Origin of the sequence: Streptomyces sp. NPDC047974 (genome assembly GCF_040653375.1) — a bacterium.
Taxonomy (GTDB): Bacteria; Actinomycetota; Actinomycetes; order Streptomycetales; family Streptomycetaceae; genus Streptomyces.
The window spans coordinates 159,577-183,011 of sequence record NZ_JBEZNU010000010.1 but is presented as its reverse complement, the minus strand read 5'-3'; the positions used below and the strand labels follow the sequence as shown (position 1 = coordinate 183,011).

Here is a 23,435-nt window from a genome sequence, read left to right as displayed (position 1 = left end):
GCCCGTTCGGTGAGGCGTCGTCCGGTGAGGCGGTGTCCGGTGAGGCGGTGTCCGGTGAGGCGGCGTCAGGCGGTCTTCTTCTTCGGCGGCGCCGCCTTCTTGGCCGTCGTCTTCTTGGCCGTCGCCTTCTTGGCTGTCGACTTCTCGGCCGTCGTCTTCTTGGCCGTCGTCTTCTTGGCCGCTGCCGTCCCGGCCGTCGTCTTCTTCGCCGCCGTCCTCTTCGCCGCCGTCTTCCCGGCCGTCGCCTTCTTCGCCGGGCGGCTCTTGATGTCCGTGACCTCCGCCGGCTCGCCCCGGGCCTCCTTCGCCTCGCGGACGCTCTTCTCCAGCGCCGCCATCAGGTCGATCACCTGACCGCCGCCGCCCTCCTCGCCCGGCTCCGGGGGCGCCACGCCCTCGCCGCCGGCCGCCTTCGCGGCGATCATCTCCTCGACCGCCTCGCGGTAGTCGTCGTGGAGGGTGTCGATGTCGACCTCGCCGAGCGTGGCCATCAAGGCGTCCGCCAGGTCGAGTTCGGCCTCACGGACCGTCACCGGCGTCTCGGGGGCGACGCCTTCGGGGGCGCGGATCTCGTCGGGCCAGAGCAGGCCGTGCATGGCGATCACGTCGTCCACCACCCGGAGCATGCCCAGGCGTTCGCGGCCCCGGAGGGCGTACTTCGCCACCGCCACCTTCTCGCTGCGCTTCAGCGCCTCGCGCAGGAGGGTGTACGGCTTGGCGGCCGGCACGCCGTTGGCGGAGAGGTAGTACGCGGCGTCCATCTGGAGCGGGTCGATCTCGCCCGCCGGGACGAAGGCGACGATCTCGATCGTCTTGGCCGTGGGCAGCGGCAGCGCGGCCAGGTCCTCGTCGGTGATCGGGATCATGGTCCCGTCGGCGTCCTCGTACGCCTTCCCGATCTCGGACTGCGCGACCTCCTCGCCGTCCAGCTCGCAGACCTTCCGGTAGCGGATCCGGCCGCCGTCCTCGGCGTGGATCTGACGGAAGGAGACGGAACGGCTCTCGGTGGCGTTCACGAGCTTGATCGGGATGCTGACCAGACCGAAGGATATGGCGCCGTTCCAGATCGATCGCACGGTTCATTCCCTTCGTACCGGTATGGCGGGAAACATGGGAGTCTCATCGTATGACGCCCATCACAGAGGTGGCGGGGCGGCGCATCACGCTCAGTAATCTCGGCAAGGTCATCCATCCGGCCACCGGCACCACCAAGGGTGAGCTGCTGCACTACTACGCCCTCGTCGAGGCGGCGATACTGCCGCACCTGCGCGACCGGCCCGTCTCCTTCCTGCGCTATCCGGACGGACCCGGGGGCCAGCTCTTCTTCACCAAGAACCCGCCGCCCGGTACGCCCGCCTGGGTGGCCACCACCCCGGTGCCGCGCACCGAGGACCCGCGGGCCCGGCAGGTGATGATCCAGGACCTGCCGTCGCTGGTGTGGGCGTCCAACCTGGTCCCGGAGTTCCACACCCCGCAGTGGACGGCCTCCTCCCCCGCCGTCGCCGACCGGCTCGTGCTCGACCTCGACCCGGGGGCGCCCGCGACGGTCGTCGACTGCTGCCGGGTCGCGCTCCACCTGCGGGAGCGGCTCGCCGCGGACGGACTGGAGGCCTTCGCCAAGACCTCCGGGGCGAAGGGGCTCCATCTGCTCGTCCCGGTGGTGCCGACGCCGTCCGAGTCGGTCTCCGCCTACGCGAAGCGGCTCGCCGTCGAGGCGGAGGCGGAGCTTCCACGGCTCGTGACGCACCGGATGGCGAAGGCGCTGCGCGGCGGGAAGGTCTTCGTCGACCACAGCCAGAACGCCGCCGCCAAGACCACCGCCACCCCCTACACCCTCCGCGCCCGCGCGCGGCCCACCGTCTCCGCGCCGGTCACCTGGGAGGAGGTCGAGGCCTGCGCCGCCCCCGACGACCTCGTCTTTGTGATGGGCGACATCGCGCCACGTCTGGAGCGGTACGGGGAGCTGCTCGGCCCGCTCTTCGACCCCGGCCGGGCCGGCGGCGTGCCGTGAGCGACGCGGGCGGGAAGGGGGCCGCGGGGCGCGGGGGCGGGGCGGCGGCCGGTGGCGGGGTCGTGCTCCCGCCGCCCGTGGACGTCATGCGGCCGCGGTCCGCCGACGCGATTCCCCCGCAGGCGCCGGCGCCCCGGGAGCTCCAGTACTCCCTCAAGCTCGACGGGTTCCGTGCGCTCGCGTTCGTCCTGGAGGGCGGGCGGGTGGTGCTCCAGTCGCGGTCCCGGCGCGACCTCTCCGCCGACTTCCCGGAGATCGCGGCGGCGCTGGCCGGGCGGCTGCCGCCCGGGATCGTGCTGGACGGCGAGCTCTGCGCGTACCGCGAGGGGCGGATCAGCTTCACCGACCTGCTGCGCTCGCACGCCGACCGGGTGCGGGGCGGGGTCCCGGTCTCGTACGTCGCCTTCGACCTGCTCGCCGTGCCCGGCCGGGACGTCCGGGCGCTGCCGCTGCGCGACCGCTGGGAACTGCTCGGTACGGCGCTGAGCGAGGCGGGCCCGCCGCTCCAGCGGGTGCTGGCCACCGAGGACGAGGAGACCGCGCGCGGCTGGTTCCGGGACCTGCGGCAGGCGGGCGTGGAGGGGATCGTCGCCAAGCGCCTGGACTCGGCGTACCGCCCCGGCTCCACCTGGTCCTGGCGGAAGGTCCGGCACGCGGAGACCGTGGACGCGGAGCTGATCGGGCTCGTCGGGCCGGCCGACCGGCCCCGGGCGCTGCTCGTGCGGCTCGCGGACGGGCGCACCCTGACGACCACGCCCCGGCTCACCCCGGCGCAGGCCCGGGAGGTCGCCGCCGCGGTGGCCGCGCGGGGTGGCGGCGTGACCGCGGCGACCGATCCCGCACACGGGCCGGTGCTGCGGCTCGCGCGGCCCGGGACGGTGGAGCTGCGGCAGGTCGCGGGGCGGCACGGGGCGCCCGCGTTCGTACGGTTCCGGGGGGAGGGGGTATGAGGGGCGCGCCGGGAGGACCTCCTGCGACACCGCCCCGCCCCACGCGCGTACCTCCCGCCGCCCCGACCCCGCATGCGTACCGTCCGCAACGGCCGGACCACGGCCCGTACATGGCGCAAACCGAGCGCAACGTCAGCCCTCGGCACGGTGCGTGACGCCTGTTCGGCGTCGATGTCCGTCCGTTGGTGCACACTTGCTGCCTGGTAAGCGCTCACGGGGAAGGCGGCCTGGCCATGCTGACGGGGATCGAGGAGGTCGACTGGGCGTCGTTGGGACACGCCTACGGCCCGGCGGACGACGTGCCGGAGCTGTTGCGCGGTCTCGCCTCGCCCGACCCCGCGGAGCGCGAGGCGGCCCTCGACGGCATGTACGGCGCGGTCCACCACCAGGGCGACGTCTACGACTCCACCCTCGCCTGCATCCCCTTCCTCCTGGAACTCGTCGCCGACCCCGCCGTGCAGGACCGCGGCGCCATCGTCGAACTGCTCACCAGCATCGGCGGGATCGAGCTGGACGACGAGGACGACGACCTGGACGAACCGGCCGGACCGGGACCGGACGACGCCGAGTTCGTCCCCGCGGCGAACTTCGCGATGGCGGCCGCCGCGGTCGCCGCCGGCGCCGACGTCTTCCTCGGACTGCTCGACGGCCCCGACCCCGAGGCGCGGCTGGCCGCGCCGGTGGCGCTGGCGTCGCTGCACCCGGACCCGGCGCTCGTCCTGACCCTGCTGCGGGAGCGGCTCACGGTGGAGCCGGACACGGAGGTGCGGCTCGCGCTGGTCGCGGCGGTGGGGCGGATCGCGCTGCGGCACGCCTCGCTGCGCGCGGAGACCGTCGACTGGCTGGCGTGGCTGGCGCGGGCGGCGCAGGACCCGGGGCTGCGGCTCGCGGCCCTCGCGCAGCTCGCCCGCTGCGCGCCGGGTCGGATCCCGCAGGACATCGTGCGGTGGGTGACCGAGCTCCTGGAGGAGATCCGGACGGCGCCGCGCCCGGAGCCGGAGGACGGGGGCTGCGACGCGGGGCCCGCGCGGATGCCGGTGACGCTGGTCGGGCAGGTGCGCGAGCTGCTGGAGGACCACGTGGCGGGCCGGCGGACGCCGTGGACGGAGGAGCTGCTGCGCACCCTGCACGGGGCGCTCGACGACCGGGTGGACGACCGGATCGCGCTGATCCTGGCGCAGCTGCGCAGTCCCGACCCGGGGCAGCGGTCGGACGCGATCTGGCTGTGCGGGGGGCTGATACGGCTCTGGCGGGGGCGGTACGAGGAGGTCGTGGCGCTCGTCGGCGCGCAGCTCGCCGATCCGGACGCGCGGCTCCGGGACGCCGCCACCTCCTTCCTGGAGCGCCTCTTCGAGCTGGGCGCCCCGGCCGCCGACGGGCTCGCGGCGGTCCTCGCGGCACGGGCCGCGGGTGCGCCGGCGGCGGCCGGCGGGCTCGGGCAGCTGACGGGGCGGACCGGGCGGGACGGCGCGCTGCTCGCCCTCGCGCGGTCCGGCGACAGCCGGGCGGTTCCGCTGCTCGCGCGGGCGCTCGAAGGCTCCGGCGAGGTGCGGCGCGAGCTGCTGTACGCGGTGGACGGGCTCGGCCCTGCCGCGGCGGGCCTCGCGCCGCTGCTGCGGCGGCGGCTCGCGGCGGTGGAGCTGGACGAGGACCTGTACGACCGGGCGGGCCCGCTGCTGTACGCGCTGGCGGCGGTGCGCGGCGGCCAGGCGCTGCCCGAGGTGCTGCGGGTGCTGCGCGGGGCGCCGGAGTACCGGCGGGAGTGCGTGCGGGAGGCGGTGGCGCGGACCCTCGGCGCGTTCGGGCCCGTGGCCCGTGAGGCGGTGCCGGAGCTGCGGGAGCTGCTCGGCTCCGGCGCGGCGGCGGTCTCGACGGCGGCGGCGCGCGCCCTGTGGGCGGTCGAGGGCGACGCGGACGCGGTGGTGCCGGTCCTGGTGCGGTGGCTGCGGCCCGGCTCCTCGGGGGCGGACCGGTGCGCGGCGGCGCAGGCGCTGGGCGCGATCGGCCCGGCGGCGGCCGGGGCGGCGCGGGCGCTGCGGCCGGGGCTGACCTCCCGTGACCTGTGGGAACGGGTGCGGTGCGCGGCGGCGCTGTGGCGGGTGTCCGGGGAGACGGAGCGGACGCTTCCGGTGCTGCTCGCGGCCTGGGAGGAGAACCGGCACGCGCGCGTGGAGATCGTCGAGTGCCTCGCCGAGATGGGCCCGGCCGCGTCGGCGGCGCAGCTGCCGATCCTCACCGAGCTGACCCGCCGCCGCCGGCACAACGCCCGCGAGGGTGCCTCGGGCAGCCATGACGTCCACCAGGACGAGAAGCTGCTGACCCTCTGCCGGGCGGCCCTGGCACGGATGGAGCTGCGGGGCCTCCGGGGGAACTGACGCCCGGTCTCCCTCCCCGGCCGCGCCGCGCCCCCTCCCCGCCCCCTCCGTCCTCCCTTCCCGCTCCCTTCCCGCGCTCCTCCCGCCCTTCCTTCTCCGCTCTCCCTCTCCGCTCTCCCCCTCCGCCCGAACGGCAATGCCGACAATCGAACGATAAGAGATATCAGGGACACCCCTTATCGTTCTGTGCAATAACGGCCGTCATTCGAGGAGCAGCGTGAGACCCCGTACCGTCCGGCTCGCCGCCGTCCTCGTTCTGGGCGCCCTCCCGGTGCTCGCCGGGTGCGGCGGGCAGGGCGGGCTCGTGAGCGACGGGCCGGCGGAGGCGGCGGTGGGGCCCGTACGGCTCTGGCCGGAGCTGCCGCCCGCCTCGGACCCGCCGGTCGACTACGGCGAGACCGACACCGAGCGGGTCCCGGGGATCACCGTGCGGGGCGCCGACGTGCGCACCGTGGATCCGGTCGCGGTGGTGCGGGCCGAGGTGGCGGCGCACCCCGACACGTACACCGGGGCGGACGGGCTGTACGCGGAGACCTCGCGGGCGGTGCTCGCCTGCGACACCGCGCCGGCGAAGTGCCCGGTGCTCTCGCCGTACTACCGGGACCTCACGGGGAACGGCCGGGACGAGCTGATCGTCGGGATCCGGATGCCGGAACAGCAGGTCGCCGTGCGGGTGTACCTCGCCGAGGACGGCGGGCTCACCCGGATCATGTCCACCGTCGACCAGGTCGTCAGCGTGGAGCTGGCCGGGCACGACCTGATCGTGCGGGCCGCGTCCGCGGGGATTCCCGGGTACGAGTACCGCACCGCCTGGTCGTGGGACGAGCGGCAGCACAGCATGCTGCCGGCCCGGGACGAGATCGTGCCCGTACGAGGGGGCGCCACCCGCTCGCCCCGCACCACCACCCGCTCGCCCCGCACCGCCCCTGGCTCGCCCCGCGCCGTCTCGCCGGGCTCCCCCCGTACGACCCCCGCCTCCCCCCGTACGGCCCCTCCGGAGCCGACCTCGTGACGCCGCGACGTGCGCGCCGGCCCCGCGCGCCCGCCTGGACCGCGACGCTCACCTGGAAGGCCGCGCTCTTCATCGCCGTGATGTGCTGCGCGCTCGCCGCCCTGCTCGGCACGCTGGTGCACGTCTCCGTGACCGGGCAGACCGTGCGGGACGCGCGGGAGAAGGCGCTGTCGCGGCTGGTGGAGGTCACCCGGTCGTACGAGGCGGGCGAGCCGCTGCCGCCGTTCGCCGGGCTCGACCCGGCGGGACTGCCGGAGCCGTTGCGGCGGCTGACCGCGCGGGGCGAGCGCGGCACGATGATCACCGACCACGAGGGCCGGCCGACGATGTGGGCGGCGGGCCCGGCGGACGGGCACGCCCTCGCCGTCCGCGTCGACCACAGCGTGGGCGCGGGGACGATCGACGCGCTCGACCGGTCGATCGTCGGCTCCTCCGTGCTGGCCATCGCGGCGACCCTGGCCGTCGGCGTCGCCGCGGTCACCCGGGTCACCCGGCGGCTCCACGCCACCGCGCAGGTGGCCCGCCGGATCACCGCCGGCGACCTGGACGCGCGCGTGGACGACCCGCGGACGAAGGACCCCCGGCGCCCGCAGGACGAGGTGGCGACGGTCTCCGGTGCCCTCGACACGATGGCCTCCTCGCTGCAGGGCAAGCTCCAGAGCGAGCAGCGGTTCACCGCGGACGTGGCCCATGAGCTGCGCACTCCGCTGACGGGGCTGTCGGCCGCCGCCGAGCTGCTGCCGGAGGGGCGGCCCGCGGAGCTCGTACGCGACCGGGTGCGGGCGATGCGCGGGCTGACCGAGGACCTCCTGGAGATCTCCCGGCTCGACGCGCGCAACGAGACGGTCGACCTGGCCGTGCACGGACTCGGGCCGCTGGTCGAGCGGGTGGTGCGCGCCTCGGGCACGGAGACCGAGGTGCGGATCGTGCGGGACGCGGCGGTGGAGACCGACCGGCGGCGCCTCGAACGGGTCCTGGGCAATCTGGTCGCCAACGCCCACCGGCACGGCCGGCCGCCGGTGGTGGTCACCGTGGACGGGGCGACGGTGACGGTGCGGGACCACGGGCCGGGCTATCCGGAGTACCTCCTCGACTCCGGCCCGCAGCGCTTCCGCACCGAGAGCGGCGGCAAGGGGCACGGTCTGGGCCTGACGATCGCGGTCGGGCAGGCCGAGGTGATCGGCGCGGAGCTGGAGTTCGGCAGCGCGCCGGAGGACGGTGGGGCGGAGGCGCGGATCCGGCTGCCGGAGTACGTGCGGTTCACCGAGGACGGCCCCGAGCGGTGAACGGCCGTCACGGCACACCGTCACACAAAAGGGACATACGGCATACGGCTTGCTACGTTGCCGAGCATGACCGCACCTCGGATCCCGGACGCCTCCCCGGCCGCGTCGCCGCCCGGTGTCCGGGGCCCGAAGCGGCGCGGCGTGGAGCTGGTCCTGCTCCTGGGCGCCGTCCTGATCTCCGTCTGCGGCTACGCCGAGGTGGGCCTCGCCCACGACGGGGCCGTGCCGCCGGACGCCGCACGGTACGGCGCGGGGCTCGGCCTCCTCGCGCTCCTCGCGCACCTCGCCGTACGGTTCCGGGCGCCGTACGCGGACCCCCTCCTGCTGCCGATCGCCGTGCTGCTCAACGGGCTCGGCCTGGTGCTGATCTACCGGCTCGACCTGGAGACGCCCCGCGACCAGGCGGCGACCACGCAGCTGGTGTGGTCGACGCTCGGGGTCGCGCTCTTCATCGTGGTCGTGCTGCTGCTGCGCGACCACCGCGCGCTCCAGGGGTACGCGTACGTCTGCGTGGCCACGGCGCTGGCGCTGATGATCCTGCCGATCTTCTTCCCGGCGGTGAACGGGGCCAGGATCTGGATCCGGATCGGCGGGCTCTCCTTCCAGCCGGGCGAGTTCGCGAAGATCCTCCTCGCGGTCTTCTTCGCCGCGTACCTCTCCGCCAACCTCAGCGCGCTCGCCTACGCCGGGCGCCGGATCTGGAGGTTCCAGTTCCCGACCTGGCGGGTGCTCGGGCCGATCGTGGCGATCTGGCTGCTGAGCGTCGGCGTCCTCGTCCTGGAGCGGGACCTCGGCACCTCGCTGCTCTTCTTCGGCCTCTTCGTGATCATGCTGTACGTGGCGACCGGCCGCACCGGCTGGATCGCCATCGGGCTGCTGCTCGCCGCCGCCGGGGCCTTCCTCATCGGCTCCGTCGAGCCGCATGTGCACAGCCGGGTGCAGGACTGGCTGGATCCGTACGCCTCCATCCGGGCCGGCGACGGGCCCGGGCAGCTCGCCCAGTCGCTCTTCGCCTTCGCCGCCGGCGGGATGCTCGGCACCGGGCTCGGCCTCGGGCACTCGGTGCTCATCGGCTTCGCCACCAAGTCGGACTTCATCCTGGCGACGGCCGGCGAGGAGCTCGGCTTCGTCGGACTCACCGCGCTCTTCCTGCTGTACGCGCTCTTCGTGGCGCGCGGCTACCGCGCCGGGCTCTCGCTGCGGGACCCCTTCGGGCGGCTGCTCGCGGTCGGGCTCGCGTCGATCGTGGCGCTCCAGGTCTTCGTGATCGCGGGCGGGGTGATGGGGCTGATCCCGCTGACGGGCATGGCGATGCCGTTCCTCGCGCAGGGCGGCTCGTCGGTGGTGACCAACTGGGTGATCGTCGCGCTCCTCGTGCGCCTCAGCGACTCGGCGCGGGCGCCGCGGCCGGAGAGCGCGGACACCGGCGAACCGGCGCGGGTGGAGGCGGGCCGCGGGCCGGTGCGGGAGGCGGGCCGGTGATCCGGTACATCCGGCGGGCCGCCGTGCTCTGCCTCCTGCTGCTCGTCGCGCTGCTGGTCAACGCGGTCCGGGTGATGCTCGTCGAGGCCGGGGAGCTGGATGCGAATCCGGCCAACCGGCGGACCGCGATCGCCCGCTGGGCCGAGCCGCGCGGCGAGATCGTCGTCGACGGGAAGCCGGTGACCGGCTCCCGGGACAGCGGGCAGCAGCTGCGCTGGGAACGGACCTACCGCCGGGGCCCCTTGTACGCGCCGGTGACCGGCTACGCCTCCCAGACGTACGGCACCACGATGCTCGAACACGCCGAGGACGCGCTGCTCGCCGGCACCGACCCGATGCTGGCCCCGCTGCCGCTGTGGAACGAGTTCACCCGGGGCCGCTCCCCCGGCGGCGACGTGGTGACCACGATCCGGGCGTCGATGCAGGAGGCGGCCTACCGGGGGCTCGACGGGAAGCGCGGCGCGGTCGTCGCGCTCGAACCGTCGAGCGGCCGGATCCTGGCGCTCGTCTCCTCCCCCTCGTACGAGCCCGGGGTCCTCTCCGGCACCGGGGCGGACGTCAAGGACGCCTGGGCCCGGCTGACCACCTCGCCCAACCAGCCGATGCTCAACCGGGCGCTGCGGCAGACCTATCCGCCCGGCTCCACCTTCAAGATCGTGACCGCCGCGGCGGCGCTGGACGCCGGGGTCGTCCGGGACGTGGACGCGCCGACGGACACCCCCGACCCGTTCGTGCTGCCCGGCACCCGGCAGGTGCTGCCGAACGAGGCCCGGGGATGCGAGGACGCCTCGCTCGCGTACGCCCTCCAGTGGTCCTGCAACACGGTGATGGCCGGGCTCGGCGTGGACGTCGGCCTGGAGGGCATGGTCGACACGGCGGAACGGTTCGGCTTCGACGACACCACGCTGCGGGTGCCGTCGTGGGTGGCGAAGTCCAACTTCGACCGGGAGATGAGCCCGGACCAGCTGGCGCTGTCGTCGATCGGGCAGTTCGACACGACGGCGACGCCGCTCCAGATGGCGATGGTGGCGGCGGCCGTCGCCAACACCGGGGAGATCGCCCGGCCGTACCTCGTCGACCGGACGACCACCTCCGGCGGCACGACCGTGGACCGCACCCCGCGCCGCCCCTACCGGCAGGCGATGAACCCTTCGACCGCGCTCCAGCTCCAGCGGCTGATGGTGAAGGCGGTGGAGGAGGGCACGGGCACGAACGCGGCGATCCCCGGGGCGCGGGTCGGCGGCAAGACCGGCACGGCGCAGCACGGCTTCGGCAACACGGGGACCCCGTACGCCTGGTTCATCGCCTGGGCCCAGGCCGAGGACTCGGGCCGGCCCGCGGTCGCGGTGGCGGTCGTCGTCGAGGACGCGGAGGCCGCCCGCACCGACATCAGCGGCGGCGGCAGCGCGGCCCCGATCGCCCGCGACGTCATGCGCGAAGCCCTCCGCCTGGAGGCGGAAGCACGCGGCACGCCCGGACCCCCCGGTACGCGCACCCCCGAGGCGACACGCCCGCCCACGCCGCGAGGAGCTCCGGGCACCGGCACCCGAACCCGGGGGACGGGCTGAACCGGGAGGCCGCGCCTCCCTCCGGGCGCCGCCCGGCCGGCGGCGGCGGTCACTCCTGCGCGCCCTCCGCGATCGCCTCCGCGACCTCGGCGACCCGGGCGCGCTCCTCCGTGGCGAAGCGTTCGGCGTCGAGGCGGTCGGCGATCTCCTCGTCCTGGGTCATGAGGAGGTCGAGGTTGGAGTCGCCCAGGTCGAAGACGCCCATGTCGAGGTAGGCCTTCTGGAGGCGTTCGCCCCAGAGGCCGATGTCCTTGACGCAGGGGACGATCCGGCTGAAGAGGAGCTTCCGGAAGAGGTGCAGGAAGTCGCTCTGCTCGCTGAACTCCTCCGCCTCCTTGCGCGGGATCCCGAAGTTCTCCAGGACCTCGACGCCGCGCAGCCGGTCGCGCATGAGGTGGCAGCCCTCGATGACGAACTCCTCGCGCTCGCGCAGCTCCGCGTCGGTGAGCTGCTTGTAGTGGTCGCGCAGGGCCATCCGTCCGAAGGCGACGTGCCGGGCCTCGTCCTGCATGACGTACGCCAGGATCTGCTTGGGCAGCGGCTTGTCGGTGGTGTCGCGGATCATGCCGAAGGCGGCGAGGGCCAGTCCCTCGATGAGCACCTGCATCCCGAGGTAGGGCATGTCCCAGCGGGAGTCGCGGAGGGTGTCGTCGAGGAGCGTCTGAAGGTCGTCGTTGATCGGATACAGCATTCCGACCTTGTCGTGGAGGAAGCGCCCGTAGATCTCGGCGTGCCGGGCCTCGTCCATCGTCTGGGTCGCGGAGTAGAACTTCGCGTCGAGGTCGGGCGCGGACTCGACGATCCGCGCGGCGCAGACCATGGCGCCCTGCTCGCCGTGGAGGAACTGGCTGAAGTTCCACGCCGCGTAGTGGCGGCGCAGGTCGCCCTTGTCCTTCTCGGTGAGCTTCGCCCAGTGCCGGGTGCCGTACAGGGCGAGCGCCTCGTCGGGCGTGCCGAGCGGGTCGTACGGGTCGACCTCCAGCTCCCAGTCGATGCGGCGGGCGCCGTCCCACTGCTTGTCCTTGCCCTTCCGGTAGAGGGCGAGGAGCCGCTCACGGCCGGCGTCGGCCATGTCGTACTCCCAGGAGAAGCGGGCCTCGCCGGTCGCCGGGATCTGCCGGCCGGGTCCTGACGGGGGGTTCACGTAGAGCTCGTGCGTCGACATCGACCACTCCTTCGACCACCGGCGTCCTGCCGCCTCCAGCAGGCTCACACGTTGCTGTACGAAGCGTCAACAAGTCGCGCGCAAGGGATTGACGGGCTTGCTGACGGGCAGTCTGATAGCAAGTGACCGACGGTAACCCCGAGTTCGAGGCCAGCGAGGTGCCCCCGCCATGAGCCCCTACACCGAGCCCGACTTCACCCGACTGCGGGACGCGCTCGGGCCGCTGCGCGACCGTGAGCGGCTCGCCGAAAGGCTCCTGGAGGCCTCCCGCAAGCACTCGTACGACCCCGACACCGAGCTCGACTGGGAGGCCTCCTTCGAGGCGGGGAAGTGGTACTGGCCGCCGGAGCTGGTCTCCCTCTACGGCACCCCGCTGTGGCGCCGGATGTCCGAGGAGCAGCGGATCGACCTCTCCCGCCACGAGGCGGCGTCGCTCGCCTCGCTCGGCATCTGGTTCGAGGTCATCCTGATGCAGCTGCTCGTCCGGCACGTCTACGACAAGCCGCTGACCAGCAGTCATGTGGGATACGCGCTCACCGAGATCGCGGACGAGTGCCGGCACTCGATGATGTTCGCCCGGCTGATCCGGAGGGGCGGGACCGGCGAGTACCCGGTGCCGCGGGTCTACCACAACCTCGGCCGCGTCCTGAAGACCGTCTCCACCACCCCCGGCTCCTTCGCCGCGACCCTCCTCGGCGAGGAGATCCTGGACTGGATGCAGCGGCTGACCTTCCCGGACGAGCGGGTCCAGCCGCTGGTGCGCGGAGTGACCCGGATCCACGTGGTGGAGGAGGCCCGGCACGTCCGGTACGCCCGCGAGGAGCTGCGCCGCCAGATGGTGACGGCGCCGCGCTGGGAGCGGGAGTTCACCCGGCTGAGCTGCGGCGAGGCCGCCCGCGTCTTCTCCACCTGCTTCGTCAACCCCGCCGTGTACGACGCCGTGGGCCTGGACCGCCGGCAGGCGGTCGCCGAGGTCCGCGCGAGCGGCCACCGCCGCGAGGTCATGCAGTCCGGCGCCAAGCGCCTGACGGACTTCCTCGACGACATCGGCGTCCTCCGCGGCCCCGGCCGCCGCCTCTGGCGCTCCTCCGGCCTCCTGGCCTGAACCCCCGCCCGGGCCGACGGTCCGGTACGTCGGCGTGGGGCCAGGACGCCGGATCCGGTGAGGGGTGGGGTGGGGCGGATGGGGATCCGGAGGGGGAGGCGGCGGGGTTACGCTGCCGCCATGACGAGCGCCTCTCCCGCGTACCGCCGGCTCAGTGTCGAGGAGCGGCGCGGCCAGCTTCTGGAGGCCGCGCTGGGGCTCTTCGCGCACCGGGCGCCCGAGGACGTGTCGCTCGACGACGTCGCCGAGGCGGCCGGGGTCTCGCGGCCCCTGGTCTACCGCTACTTCCCCGGCGGCAAGCAGCAGCTGTACGAGGCCGCGCTGCGCTCCTCCGCCGACGCCCTGAACCGCTGTTTCGCCGAGCCCGAGGACGGACCGCCCACCGAGCGGCTCGGCCGGGTCCTCGACCGCTACCTCGCCTTCGTGGACGGCCACGACGCCGGCTTCAGCGCGCTGCTGCGCGGCGGCAGCGTCGTCGAGACCTCCAACACCACCTCGATCGTGGACGAGGTGCGGCGGGCCGCCGCCGGGCAGATCTTCCTGCACCTGGGCGCCGAGCGGCCGGGCCCGCGGCTCGCGATGCTGGTCCGCACCTGGATCGCCGCGGTCGAGGCGGCCTCGCTCATCTGGCTCGACGACGGCAAGCGGCCGTCCGCCGCCGAGCTGCGCGACTGGCTGGTCGACCACCTGGTCGCCGTCCTGGCGGCGGGCTCCGCGCACGACCCGGAGACCGCCGGGGTCGTGCGGCGGCTGCTCGCCCAGGAGCGGGCCGACGGGCCCGTCGCCGACCTGGCCCGGCGGCTCGTGCCGCTCGCCGGCGAGGCCGCGCATCTGCTGTGACCTCCCGCGACGGGCGCGGCCGGGGGAGACTGGTGGGGTGAGAAGCGAGAACACCCCCTTCCGCGGCGGCCCCCTCGACGGGCGGGTGCTGCCCATCCTGCTCGGCGCGACCGGGCACCCGCCGAAGTGGTACGAGGTGCCGGTCCCGGCCCACGACGGCCGGCCGCCCATGCTCTACACGTACCGCCGCGAGCCCGCCGGCCACACCCGGCGGCTCGGGCTCCAGCGCGGCTGGGTCTACGAGTACGCCCCCGAGGGCCGCGAGCGGCGCGAGCTGAAGTGGCCGTGGTCGAAGCCGAACGGGTGATGCCGGACGCCGCGCCCCGAATCGTACGGTAATCGGATGAATTGAGGCGCCATGATGCCTCCGGAGCCCGCTCTGGAGGTGGTGGTGACGTGTCGCGAAGGCTGCTGCGCACGGTCTGTACGGGAGCCCTGGCCGCCCTGACGGCCCTGACCGGCCCGGCGGTGGCCGCACCGGCGCCGCCCCTGCCCGAACCCCCGGCCCCCCTCGCGCCCCTCGCCCTCGCGGACCCCGGTGCGGAACCCGTCGGGCCGGTCGACCCGGACAGCGTGGCGGATGCCGAGGCCGGGGCGGCGGAAGCCGAAGCAGCCGGGGCCGGGGGGACGGCGGTCGACGACGCCGCGGCCCTGCCGCCCGCCGGCGGGGGCTCCGTGGCCACGCTGCTCACCCGGCTCCGCACCCTCTACCGGGAGGCGGAGGAGGCCACGGAAGGGTTCAACGCCGCCGAGGAGGCGCTGAAGGTCCAGCAGGCCGACACCCGCCGGCTCGCCGCGGACCTGGACTCCGCCCGCGCGGCCCTCGCGCGCGGGCGGGCCGAGGCGGGGCGGCTCGCCCGGGAGCAGTACCAGGGGCGGACCTCGTACGCCTCCCCGCTGCGGCTGCTCTTCGCCCCCGACCCCCAGTCGGCGCTCGACGCCCGGCACCTCCTCGACCGGACCGCCCGCGACCGGGCCTCCGCCCTCCCCCGGCTGCGCGCCGCCGAGCGCCGGGCGGCCGACCTGGCCGGCGCCTCGCGGACCGCGCTCGACCGGCAGCGGACCCTCGCCGCGCGCCAGCGGACCCGCCGGGACGAGGTGCGGAAGAAGCTCGCGGAGGTCGAGGCGCTGCTCGCCGCGCTCACCCCCGAACAGCTCGCGCGCCTCACCGAGCTGGAGCGCGAGCAGACGGCCGGCGCCCAGCGCGAACTCCTCGACTCCGGGGTCCTCGGCCCCGCCCGCGCCCCGTCCCGGGCGGGCGCGGACGCGCTGCGCTTCGCGGTCGGGCAGCTCGGGAAGCCGTACGCATGGGGCGCCGAGGGGCCGGAGACGTACGACTGCTCGGGGCTCACCCAGACGGCCTGGGCGGCGGCCGGCCGGGAGATCCCGCGCACCAGCCAGGAACAGTGGGAGCAGCTGCCCCGGGTGGGCCTGGACGACCTGCGGCCCGGGGACCTGGTGGTGTACTTCCCCGGGGCCACCCACGTGGCCCTCTACCTGGGCGAGGGCCTGGTCGTGCAGGCCCCGCGCCCCGGCGCCCGGGTGAAGGTCTCCCCCGTCGCCGCGAACCCGCTGCTCGGGGCCGTACGGCCGGACCCGGGCGGCACGCCCCTGGAGTCGTACACCCCGCCCGTCCTCCCGGACGGTGCTCGGGAGGGGTCGGACGAGGGGTACGACGGCGAGGGGGCGCCCCGGGATCAGGCGCCGGGGGTCAGCGAGGCCAGGTAGGCGGAGGCCTTCTCCGGCTCGAAGAAGAAGTTCTCGAAGTCGGCCGGGTCGTCGAAGCCGTTGGCGAAGCGGTCGGCGATCGGCTGGAGCTCGCCGGCCGCGCCGATCAGGTTCAGGACGTGCTCCGGCGGCGGCGCCAGCATCGCGTTGGTCCACTTGGTGACGGGCTCGGCGGTCCGCCAGTAGCGGTCGAAGGCGGAGCGCATCCACGCCTCGTCGAAGGGCCGGTCGCCGTGCTCGACGATGGCGTCGAGGTACGCCGCGGCGCACTTGGCGGCGGAGTTGGAGCCCTGCCCGGTGATCGGGTCGTTGGCGACGACGACGTCCGCGACGCCGAGGACCAGGCCGCCGCTCGGCAGGTGGCCGACGGGGTTGCGGACGGTGGGGGCGTAACGGCCCGCCAGGGTGCCGCAGGCGTCGGTGAGTTCGACCTTGGTGGCGCGCGCGTACTCCCAGGGGGTGTACTTCTCCATCAGCTCCAGCGTGAGCGCCAGGTGCTCGGAGGGGTCCTTGACGCCCCGGAAGGCGTCGACGGGACCGCCGGGGACGCCCTCCCAGAAGAGGATGTCGGCGCGGCCGCCGGTGGTGAGCGTCGGCATCACGAACAGTTCGCCGACCCCGGGCACGAGGTTGCAGCGGACCGCGTCGAAGTCGGGGTGCTCGGGGCGCGGGCCGAGGCCGTTGACGTACGCGACGGCGAGGGCGCGCTGCGGCTCGGTGTGCGCGGAGCGCTCGGCGTCCCGGCCGAACATGGAGACCAGCTCGCCCTTGCCCGCGGCGACGAGCACCAGGTCGTAGCGGCGGGCGAAGAAGTCGAGGTCGCCGACGGCGACGCCGTGGATGACGAGCTGTCCGCCGCGCTGGGCGAAGGTCTCCATCCAGCCGGCCATCTTCACGCGCTGGTCGACGGACTGGGCGTAGCCGTCGAGCTTTCCGACCCAGTCGACGACCCGGGCCGACTCCGGGCCGGCGACGGAGACGCCGAGGCCCTGGATGCGCGGGGCCTGGGACTCCCAGAAGTTCAGGCCGAGGTCGCGCTCGTGCTGCAGCGCGGTGTCGAACATGCACTGCGTGGACATGACGCGGCCGGAGCGGATCTCGTCCGCCGTCCGGTTCGACATCAGGGTGACCTCGTACCCCTGGGACTGCAGGCCGAGGGCGAGCTGGAGACCGGACTGTCCGGCGCCGACTATGAGTATCTTCCGCATGGGTGGTGCTCCTGGCGAGAAACGCGAGTACGGGGGGGGAGGGGGCGGCTACTCGGGCGTGGTGGAGAGCGCGTGCTCGACCATGGCGAGGAGCGTCTCGACGACGCTGTAGCGCTTGCGCGCGTCCATGATCACCACGGGGACGTCGGCGGTGATCGTCAGGGCCTCCCTGACGTCCTCCGGCTCGAACCGCTCGGTGCCCTCGAAGTGGTTGACGGCGACGACGTACGGCAGGCCGCAGCTCTCGAAGTAGTCGAGCGCGGGGAAGCAGTCGGTGAGCCGGCGGGTGTCGGCGAGCACGATCGCGCCGATCGCGCCGCGCACCAGGTCGTCCCACATGAACCAGAAGCGCTGCTGTCCCGGCGTGCCGAAGACGTACAGGACCAGGTCGTTGTCGAGGGTGATCCGGCCGAAGTCCATCGCCACGGTGGTGGTGAGCTTGTCCGGCGTGGCGGTGAGGTCGTCGGTCTCCTCGCTCGCCCGGGTCATCAGGGCCTCGGTCTGGAGCGGGGTGATCTCCGAGACGGCGCGGACGAAGGTGGTCTTGCCGACGCCGAAGCCGCCCGCGACGACGATCTTCGTGGCGATCGGGGCGCGGGAGTGGTCGAGCTGCCAGTCCTGCGCGCCGTCCTCGGGATCGGGCTCCCCGACGGATTCCGGCCTCCCGGCCGGATCGGCGGCGGCCGGATCGGACTCCCGGGCCGGATCGGACTCCCCGGCGGGCCCGGGCTGGGCGGGGATCGCGGCGGGCACGGTCTCCGCCGGAGCGGCGGCGGGGGTGTCGACGGCGGTGTCGACGGCGGTGGCGTCAGAGACGGCGGAGTCCACTCAGCACCCTTTCGAGGAGCGCGCGGTCGGGCTGGCCGGTGTCGTGACCGGTCCCGTACACGCGGATCTTTCCCTGGTCGGCCAGGTCGCTGAGCAGCACCCGGACGACACCCAACGGCATCTTGAGGAGGGCCGAGATCTCCGCCACCGTCCGCATCCGGCGGCATATCTCGACGATGGCGCGCATCTCGGGCATGAGCCCGCGCGCGCCGGGGCCGCCGTCGGTGAGGACCTTGCGGGCGATCGGCGCCTCCAGGGCGGCCACGAAGGTCTCGACGAGCAGCACGTGTCCGAAGCGGGTGCGGCCACCGGTCAGCGAGTACGGGCGCACGCGCGCGGGGCGCCGTCCTTCGCCGCGTACCGGCAGCCGGTGGCCCGCGGCGGTCAGCGAGGTCACCGGTGGTTCTCCATCGTCTTGCGCAGTTCGCTGCGGACCTCGGGGGTGAGGACGTGTCCGGCCCGGCCCACGAAGAGCGCCATGTGGTACGCGACGACGCTCATGTCGCAGTCGGGCTCGGCGTGCACGCCGAGCAGCGAGCCGTCGCTGATCGACATGACGAAGACGCTGCCCTCCTCCATGGCGACCATGGTCTGCTTCACGCCGCCGCCCTCCATCAGGCGCGCGGCGCCGATGGTGAGGCTGCCGATGCCGGAGACGATGGTGGCCAGGTCGGCGCTGGAGCCGCGCGGGCCCCGGGTGCGGGCGTGTCCGTCACCGGCGGCGCCGGGGCGCTCCTCGGGGTCGGAGGAGAGCAGCAGGAGCCCGTCGGAGGAGACGACGGCGACCGAGCGGACGCCCGGCACCTCCTCCACGAGGTTGCCCAGCAGCCATTGCAGGTTGCGGGCCTCCGTGCTCAGCCCGTAGGCGCCGGTCGGCGCGGTCGTGCTCGTGGTGCTCGTTCCCGTGGCGGTCAACTGCGTGCCTCCTCGACTGTGTCCCCCGTCATCTCCTCTGTGCGCGTGGTGCTCCCGGCGGCTATCTCCGCCTCGACGTCCCGGCGTCCGGCCACGGCGCCCTGGTGGAAGCCGCCGAGCCTGCGGCGGAGCGCCTCGGCGTCGACCGAACCCTGGCGGGGCGCGGAGGGCGCGGAGGGCGTCCGGACGACCTGGGGGGTCCGCTTGGGCAGGCCCTTGTCGGTCACCCGCTCCCACTGCGCGGGGCGCGGCCCCGGCAGCTGTGCCTCGTCGGCCGGTCCGGCCTGCTCCGGCACGGTCGCGACCGGCGGCTCGGCGGCCCGCTCGTGGCTGTCCGGCTCGGGCGGCGGGTCGGGAAGCCGCACCTGCAGGGTGGTCTCGGAGACGGACTCGACGGGCTCGACGGGCTCGTAGGGCTCCTGGGCGGGCGCTTCGGGCCGGTACGCGACCGGCTCGGGCTCGTACGCCGCCTCGGGCTCGGGCTCGGGCTCGTATGCCGCCTCGGGCTCGTACGCCGGCTCGGGCTCGGGCTCGTACGCGGGCTCGGGCTCCGTCGACGCCGGTTCGGGGTGCGCCTCGCGGAAGGCGCGCTCCGCCGCTTCCACGAGCGGGTCGCGGGTGCGGGACGGAAGGGCGTTGGAGTTGGCCTCGGCCTCGGAGCCGGGGAGGTGGAGGACCGGTACGGCGCCGGTGCCGGCGATCCGTACCGGCTCGGCGACGGCGGCCGGCGGCGCGGTCGGCAGCAGCGGCAGCGGCAGCACCACGACGGCGGCCGTGCCGCCCGGCTTCTGGTCCCGCAGTTCGACGCCGACGCCGTGGCGGGCGGCGAGCAGGGAGACGACCCGCATGCCGAGGCCCTCGCCCTCGAAGGCCTCGGGGTCGGCGGCGGCCAGCCGGGCGTTGAGGTCGGCGCGCCGGTGCTCGGGGATCCCTATCCCGGAGTCCTGGACGGAGAGCATGACCTCGCCGGTCTCCAGGAGCCAGCCCGAGAGCTGGACCTCGGCGTCCGGCGGGGAGAACGAGGTGGCGTTCTCCAGGAGTTCGGCGACGAGGTGGCTGAGGTCGTCGGCGGCGAAGCCGGCGAGCTGGGCGTGCGGCGGCAGCGACTGGATGGTGACCCGCTCGTACCGCTCGATCTCGCTGACGGCGGCGCGCAGCACGTCGACGAGCGGCACCGGGCCGGCGTGGCCGTGCACGTGCTCGTGACCGGCGAGGACCAGCAGGTTCTCGCTGTGGCGGCGCATGACGGTCGCCATGTGGTCGAGCTTGAAGAGGGTGGCGAGGCGGTCCGGGTCCTGCTCGCGCTCCTCCAGCTTCTCGATGACGGCGAGCTGCCGGTCGACGAGGCCGAGGCTGCGCAGCGAGAGGTTGACGAAGGTGTGGTGGACGGTGTCCCGGAGCCGTTCGAGGTCGGCGGTGAGGAGGGCGATCCGGCCCTGGAGTTCGGCGCGCTGGGCGGCGAGTCCGGCCTCGGCGGCCTCCTGCGCGGCGACCAGACCGGCGCGCTCGCCGGTGAGCCGGCCGGTGTGCGCGGAGAGGGTGGCGAGCTGGCCGTGGAGGGTGTTGAGGGAGCGGACGACCTGCGCGAACTCGTCGTTGCGGCCGGTGAAGCGGACGGCTTCCTCGGTGGCCGGCTCGGGCGCGGCGGCGAGCCGGGCGGCGCCGCGGCGGAGCACGGAGAGCGGCCGGGTGAGGGTGCGGGCGACGTAGGTGGAGACGCCGACGGCGAGCAGCAGGCAGCCGCCGAGGACCGCGAGGCGCAGTTCGAGGGCGGTGACGTCGTCGTCGCGCAGGGCGGTGAGCCGCTCGACGCGCTTGGCGGCGAGGGAGGACTCGACGCCGCGCATCTGCTCGATCCGGGCGGAGAGCGCGGCGTCCAGGGCGGACGGGGAGGTGCGGGTCTCGGCCTCGGTGAGGGCGGGCTGGTCGGTGAGCCGGCCGAGGGCCAGCTCGGCGGTCTTGACCTCGGGCCCGGTGACGGTCGCGGCGAGGGAGTCGCGGGCCGCGGGTCCGGCGGAGCGGTCGAAGTCGCCGAGGGCGGCGAGTTCGCGGACCCGGGCCTGCTGGGCGGCGGCGCTGAGCAGGTCGCGGGCGCGCTCGGCCTCCTCCTTGCCCTCGGGCTCTTCGGCGACGTAGGTGCCGGTGGCGGCGTCGTAGCTGAGTTCGCCGCTGGACTCGGGCTGCGGGGTGACGAGCGCGGCGATCAGCAGGCCCCGGGCGGAGGAGGCCTGTTCGACGGCGCGGCCGAGGTCGGCGGGGGCCCGGGTGGTGCCGGTGACGCCGGGGTCGGTGGCGCGCGGCGGGGTGCGCTCGGCGAGTTCGTCGGCGAGCGCCTGGAGGGAGGCGATGACGTCGCTGTACGCCTTGTGGGCCTCCAGGGCCGTGCCCTCGCCGGTGACGGAGGCGCGGCGGACGGAGGCGAGGCCGGCGAGCTCGCGGCGCAGCGCGTCGGAGGCGGCGGGGCGGATCTCGTCGATCTGCCGGTCGACGCGGGCCGACTTGGCGGGGGTGAGGACCCGCCGGTTCTTCTTGGGGCCGGTCTGCTCCTCGCGGCCGGCGGCGACGAAGGCGACGACCTCGTCGCGCTCGTCGGCGAGGGAGTGCGCGAGGGTGACGGCCTGCCGGTCGAGCTCCGCGAGGGTGACCAGGCGCCGGGACTCGTCGAGCTCGTCGTAGGCGGTGAGGACGGCGGGGGCACCGGCGCCGAGGACGATGACGCCGACGAGGGCGACACCGGCGACGAGGCGGGTGCGGACGCGCTTGGAACGGCCGCCGGGGGTCTGCGCGGAGGTGCCGGAGGAGGCGGGCGCGCCGGCGGAGGAGGCACCTGCGGAGGGCGCGCTCACCGCGCTCGGTGTGACGCCGGGGACGGTCGCCGGGGTGCCGGAGGTGCTCGGCGCGGCGCCGGGAGTGGTCGGCGGGGTGCCGGGGTTCGGCGGCTCACCGGGGGTCTGGCTCCGCGCGCCGTTCATGCTCCGAGGCCGCTTCTTCTGCACCGGTGCTCGCATTCTTGACTCGTCCGCCCACACAGCAGAGGTGACGGCCGGTCACGAGGTTCCGCCCCCACCCCTGGTACGGCTTCCGACCATTCCAGCGCTTCTCGGCAGGGGACGGGCATCGGCCGCTCCGCCACCCGAACGAGTGAACAACACTCACGAGTTGGCGAACAACTTCCGGCGGGCGCCGCCGGAGGGCCGTGACGGCCCCCGGCTGGATCTTCGGGGCGGGCTTTGGCAGGATGCCCGCCCGCAGCTCGCCGGAGCTCTCGATTCCGCCCCTTCCGGCGCCCATGGCCGGTTGGTACAGGCCATTTTCGGCCCTTTGCAGGTGTTGTGAAGACATCGCGCGAGCCGGGCACACTGGACATCATGCGCAGCGAGGTCGCCACCCTTCCCGGCAGTCCCGAACGACCCAACGAGGACTGGGCCGCCGCAGCTCTCCCCGCCTCGGGCGGTGGCGGGACGCTCGTCCTCCTGGACGGCGTCACACCCCCCGCGGGCGAGGTCGGCTGTGTGCACGCGGTGCCGTGGTTCACCGCACGACTCGGTGGGACTTTGACCGAACTGTCCGCTTCCCGCGCCGATCTGACGCTGTCCGAGATCCTGGCGCTGGCAATCCGGCGCACCGCGGAGCTCCACGCGGACACCTGTGACCTTTCTCACGTGCGTACGCCTCAGGCAACCGTGGTGCTCGCGCGGTGGGACGCGACCGCGGTCGAGCACCTGGTCCTCTCCGACTCCGTGCTGCTGCTCCGGGCGCCGGACGGCGCGGTCCGGGCGGTACGGGACGACCGGCTGGACCGGATCCCCCGGGAGGCCCTGCGCTCGCACGAGGCGGCGGACCGGCTGCGCAACCGCGAGGGCGGCTTCTTCACGGCGGCGGCGGACCCGTCGGTGGCGGCGCGGGCGGTGACCGGCACGACCCCGCTGACGGAGGTGCGGGCGCTCGCGGCGCTCACGGACGGGGCGAGCCGCTGGGTGGAGCGGTTCGGCGCGGGCGACTGGGCGGAGTGCGCGGGCGTCCTCGCGAAGGAGGGCCCGGCGGGGCTGCTCCAGCGGGTCCGGGCCCTGGAGGCGGCGGACACCGGCGGGCGTCGCGGAAAGCGCCACGACGACGCGACGGCCGTGTACGTGGAGCTCTAGCCCTGCCGGACGGGCGGGCGTACGGACCGGCGGACCGACGGACCGGCGGGCGGAGGGACGGACTCGCGGACGGACGGACGGACCGGCGGACGGACTCGCGGACGGGCGGACTCGCGGACCGGCGGACGGACTGACTCGCGGACGAGCCGGTCAGCCCTCGGAGCGCTGGTTGAAGTGGTGCAGCAGCCGGGCCAGTTCGGCGACCTCGGCGCGGTCCCAGTCGGCGAGCTTGCGGACGTACCGCTCGCGGCGGGCGTCCCTGACGTGCCGGAAACGGTCGCGGCCCTCGTCGGTGAGCCGCACCAGGGAGGCGCGCCCGTCGGCGGGGTCGGGGTCGCGGGCGACCAGGCCGAGCTGTTCGAGGGCGCGCAGCTGGCGGCTCATGGTGGCCTTGCCGACGCCGAAGTAGGCGGAGAGCTCGGTGGCCCGCTGCGGCCCGGCGTCGTCGAGCCGTACGAACAGGCCGTACGCGGAGGACTCCAGCTCCGGGTGCACCTCCCGCGCCATCTCCCCCGACTGGGCCCGGGCCCGCCGCAGGAACACCGCGAGCTCCCGCTCCAGGGCGAGGAACTCCCGCTCGGCCGCCCCGCCCGCCGGGGTCCGCCCGGAGGCCTCGCCGGAGCCGGGCGCGGGCGCCCCGCCGCGAGCCGAGGCGGGAGCCGTCCCGGCGCCGGGGTTCCCTCCGTGCCGGGTCCCGCCGGCGTCCTGGCCCGGCGGGGTGTCGCCCTCGCCGGTCGTGCCGCCTGCGCGCACCCCGCACCTCCCACGCGTGTTTCGTCGGCTGAAAGTTTCCCGCCGCCGCGGGCATCGCCGCAGCTCC

General features: G+C 74.8%; 20 protein-coding genes. 12 read left to right on the top strand and 8 right to left on the bottom strand.

The genetic code is table 11. The features are described 5' to 3' along the window. Positions 1-65: 65 nt before the first annotated feature. Entirely contained in the window at positions 66-1,076 is a 1,011-nt protein-coding gene (locus AB0E19_RS16975; RefSeq protein ID WP_362179916.1) for a Ku protein, read from the bottom strand. Between the two features lie 50 nt (positions 1,077-1,126). On the opposite strand from AB0E19_RS16975, the gene ligD reads away from it, so the two are divergent. The 7 genes from ligD to AB0E19_RS16940 all read left to right on the top strand — a co-directional run bounded on the left by ligD (position 1,127) and on the right by AB0E19_RS16940 (position 10,684). Next, on the top strand, positions 1,127-2,011 hold the full coding sequence (gene ligD / locus AB0E19_RS16970) for a non-homologous end-joining DNA ligase (protein WP_362179913.1): 885 nt from the start codon (positions 1,127-1,129) through the stop codon (positions 2,009-2,011). A gap of 62 nt (positions 2,012-2,073) precedes the next feature. Then, positions 2,074-2,961, top strand: coding sequence for a DNA ligase (locus tag AB0E19_RS16965; protein ID WP_362179910.1), 888 nt, complete (start codon positions 2,074-2,076; stop codon positions 2,959-2,961). 233 nt (positions 2,962-3,194) lie between these two features. Next, positions 3,195-5,336 carry a HEAT repeat domain-containing protein gene (locus tag AB0E19_RS16960; protein ID WP_362179907.1) on the top strand — a complete coding sequence of 714 codons (2,142 nt, stop codon included), beginning with the start codon at positions 3,195-3,197 and terminating at the stop codon, positions 5,334-5,336. A gap of 217 nt (positions 5,337-5,553) precedes the next feature. Then, positions 5,554-6,348 (top strand): hypothetical protein, encoded by a 795-nt coding sequence (locus AB0E19_RS16955; RefSeq protein WP_362179904.1) that lies wholly within the window; start codon positions 5,554-5,556, stop codon positions 6,346-6,348. Further along, complete coding sequence (locus AB0E19_RS16950) at positions 6,345-7,634, top strand: HAMP domain-containing sensor histidine kinase (RefSeq protein ID WP_362179901.1); 1,290 nt, start codon at positions 6,345-6,347, stop codon at positions 7,632-7,634. The genes AB0E19_RS16955 and AB0E19_RS16950 overlap by 4 nt, the downstream gene beginning before the upstream one ends. Positions 7,635-7,700: 66 nt before the next feature. Continuing rightward, positions 7,701-9,116, top strand: coding sequence for an FtsW/RodA/SpoVE family cell cycle protein (locus AB0E19_RS16945; RefSeq protein WP_362179899.1), 1,416 nt, complete (start codon positions 7,701-7,703; stop codon positions 9,114-9,116). Continuing rightward, positions 9,113-10,684: a penicillin-binding transpeptidase domain-containing protein gene (locus tag AB0E19_RS16940; protein ID WP_362179896.1), complete on the top strand. Its 1,572-nt coding sequence runs from the start codon at positions 9,113-9,115 to the stop codon at positions 10,682-10,684. Before AB0E19_RS16945 ends, AB0E19_RS16940 begins: the two co-directional genes overlap by 4 nt. Before the next feature lie 49 nt (positions 10,685-10,733). On the opposite strand, the gene AB0E19_RS16935 is transcribed toward AB0E19_RS16940, so the two are convergent. Next, complete coding sequence (locus AB0E19_RS16935; protein WP_362179893.1) at positions 10,734-11,849, bottom strand: ferritin-like domain-containing protein; 1,116 nt, start codon at positions 11,847-11,849, stop codon at positions 10,734-10,736. A gap of 169 nt (positions 11,850-12,018) precedes the next feature. On the opposite strand from AB0E19_RS16935, the gene AB0E19_RS16930 reads away from it, so the two are divergent. The 4 genes from AB0E19_RS16930 to AB0E19_RS16915 all read left to right on the top strand — a co-directional run bounded on the left by AB0E19_RS16930 (position 12,019) and on the right by AB0E19_RS16915 (position 15,522). Beyond that, a complete protein-coding gene (locus tag AB0E19_RS16930) occupies positions 12,019-12,954 on the top strand; it encodes a diiron oxygenase (RefSeq protein WP_362179890.1) in 936 nt (311 codons plus the stop codon). Positions 12,955-13,074: 120 nt separating this feature from the next. Next, entirely contained in the window at positions 13,075-13,794 is a 720-nt protein-coding gene (locus tag AB0E19_RS16925) for a TetR/AcrR family transcriptional regulator (RefSeq protein WP_362179887.1), read from the top strand. Positions 13,795-13,831: 37 nt separating this feature from the next. Continuing rightward, positions 13,832-14,101 carry a hypothetical protein gene (locus tag AB0E19_RS16920; RefSeq protein ID WP_360602162.1) on the top strand — a complete coding sequence of 90 codons (270 nt, stop codon included), beginning with the start codon at positions 13,832-13,834 and terminating at the stop codon, positions 14,099-14,101. Between the two features lie 89 nt (positions 14,102-14,190). Then, complete coding sequence (locus AB0E19_RS16915) at positions 14,191-15,522, top strand: C40 family peptidase (protein ID WP_362179882.1); 1,332 nt, start codon at positions 14,191-14,193, stop codon at positions 15,520-15,522. Here the strand turns inward: AB0E19_RS16915 and AB0E19_RS16910 are convergent. From AB0E19_RS16910 to AB0E19_RS16890, 5 genes are read right to left on the bottom strand one after another with little or no spacing between them, the layout of a single operon-like run. After that, a complete protein-coding gene (locus AB0E19_RS16910) occupies positions 15,492-16,730 on the bottom strand; it encodes a styrene monooxygenase/indole monooxygenase family protein (protein WP_362179879.1) in 1,239 nt (412 codons plus the stop codon). The two genes, AB0E19_RS16915 and AB0E19_RS16910, sit on opposite strands and share 31 nt — an antisense overlap. Before the next feature lie 48 nt (positions 16,731-16,778). Further along, positions 16,779-17,558 carry an ATP/GTP-binding protein gene (locus tag AB0E19_RS16905; RefSeq protein WP_362179876.1) on the bottom strand — a complete coding sequence of 260 codons (780 nt, stop codon included), beginning with the start codon at positions 17,556-17,558 and terminating at the stop codon, positions 16,779-16,781. Next, entirely contained in the window at positions 17,539-17,955 is a 417-nt protein-coding gene (locus AB0E19_RS16900; RefSeq protein WP_362179873.1) for a DUF742 domain-containing protein, read from the bottom strand. Before AB0E19_RS16900 ends, AB0E19_RS16905 begins: the two co-directional genes overlap by 20 nt. Then, the gene (locus tag AB0E19_RS16895) at positions 17,952-18,473 is read right to left on the bottom strand and encodes a roadblock/LC7 domain-containing protein (protein ID WP_362179870.1); all 522 of its coding nucleotides are present in this window, start codon (positions 18,471-18,473) and stop codon (positions 17,952-17,954) included. The genes AB0E19_RS16900 and AB0E19_RS16895 overlap by 4 nt, the downstream gene beginning before the upstream one ends. Continuing rightward, entirely contained in the window at positions 18,470-21,445 is a 2,976-nt protein-coding gene (locus AB0E19_RS16890; protein WP_362179867.1) for a nitrate- and nitrite sensing domain-containing protein, read from the bottom strand. Before AB0E19_RS16890 ends, AB0E19_RS16895 begins: the two co-directional genes overlap by 4 nt. Positions 21,446-21,841: 396 nt before the next feature. Between AB0E19_RS16890 and AB0E19_RS16885 the strand changes: the two genes are divergently transcribed. After that, the gene (locus tag AB0E19_RS16885) at positions 21,842-22,615 is read left to right on the top strand and encodes a hypothetical protein (RefSeq protein WP_362179864.1); all 774 of its coding nucleotides are present in this window, start codon (positions 21,842-21,844) and stop codon (positions 22,613-22,615) included. 150 nt (positions 22,616-22,765) lie between these two features. On the opposite strand, the gene AB0E19_RS16880 is transcribed toward AB0E19_RS16885, so the two are convergent. Continuing rightward, positions 22,766-23,368, bottom strand: coding sequence for a MarR family transcriptional regulator (locus AB0E19_RS16880; RefSeq protein WP_362179861.1), 603 nt, complete (start codon positions 23,366-23,368; stop codon positions 22,766-22,768). Positions 23,369-23,435: the final 67 nt, after the last annotated feature.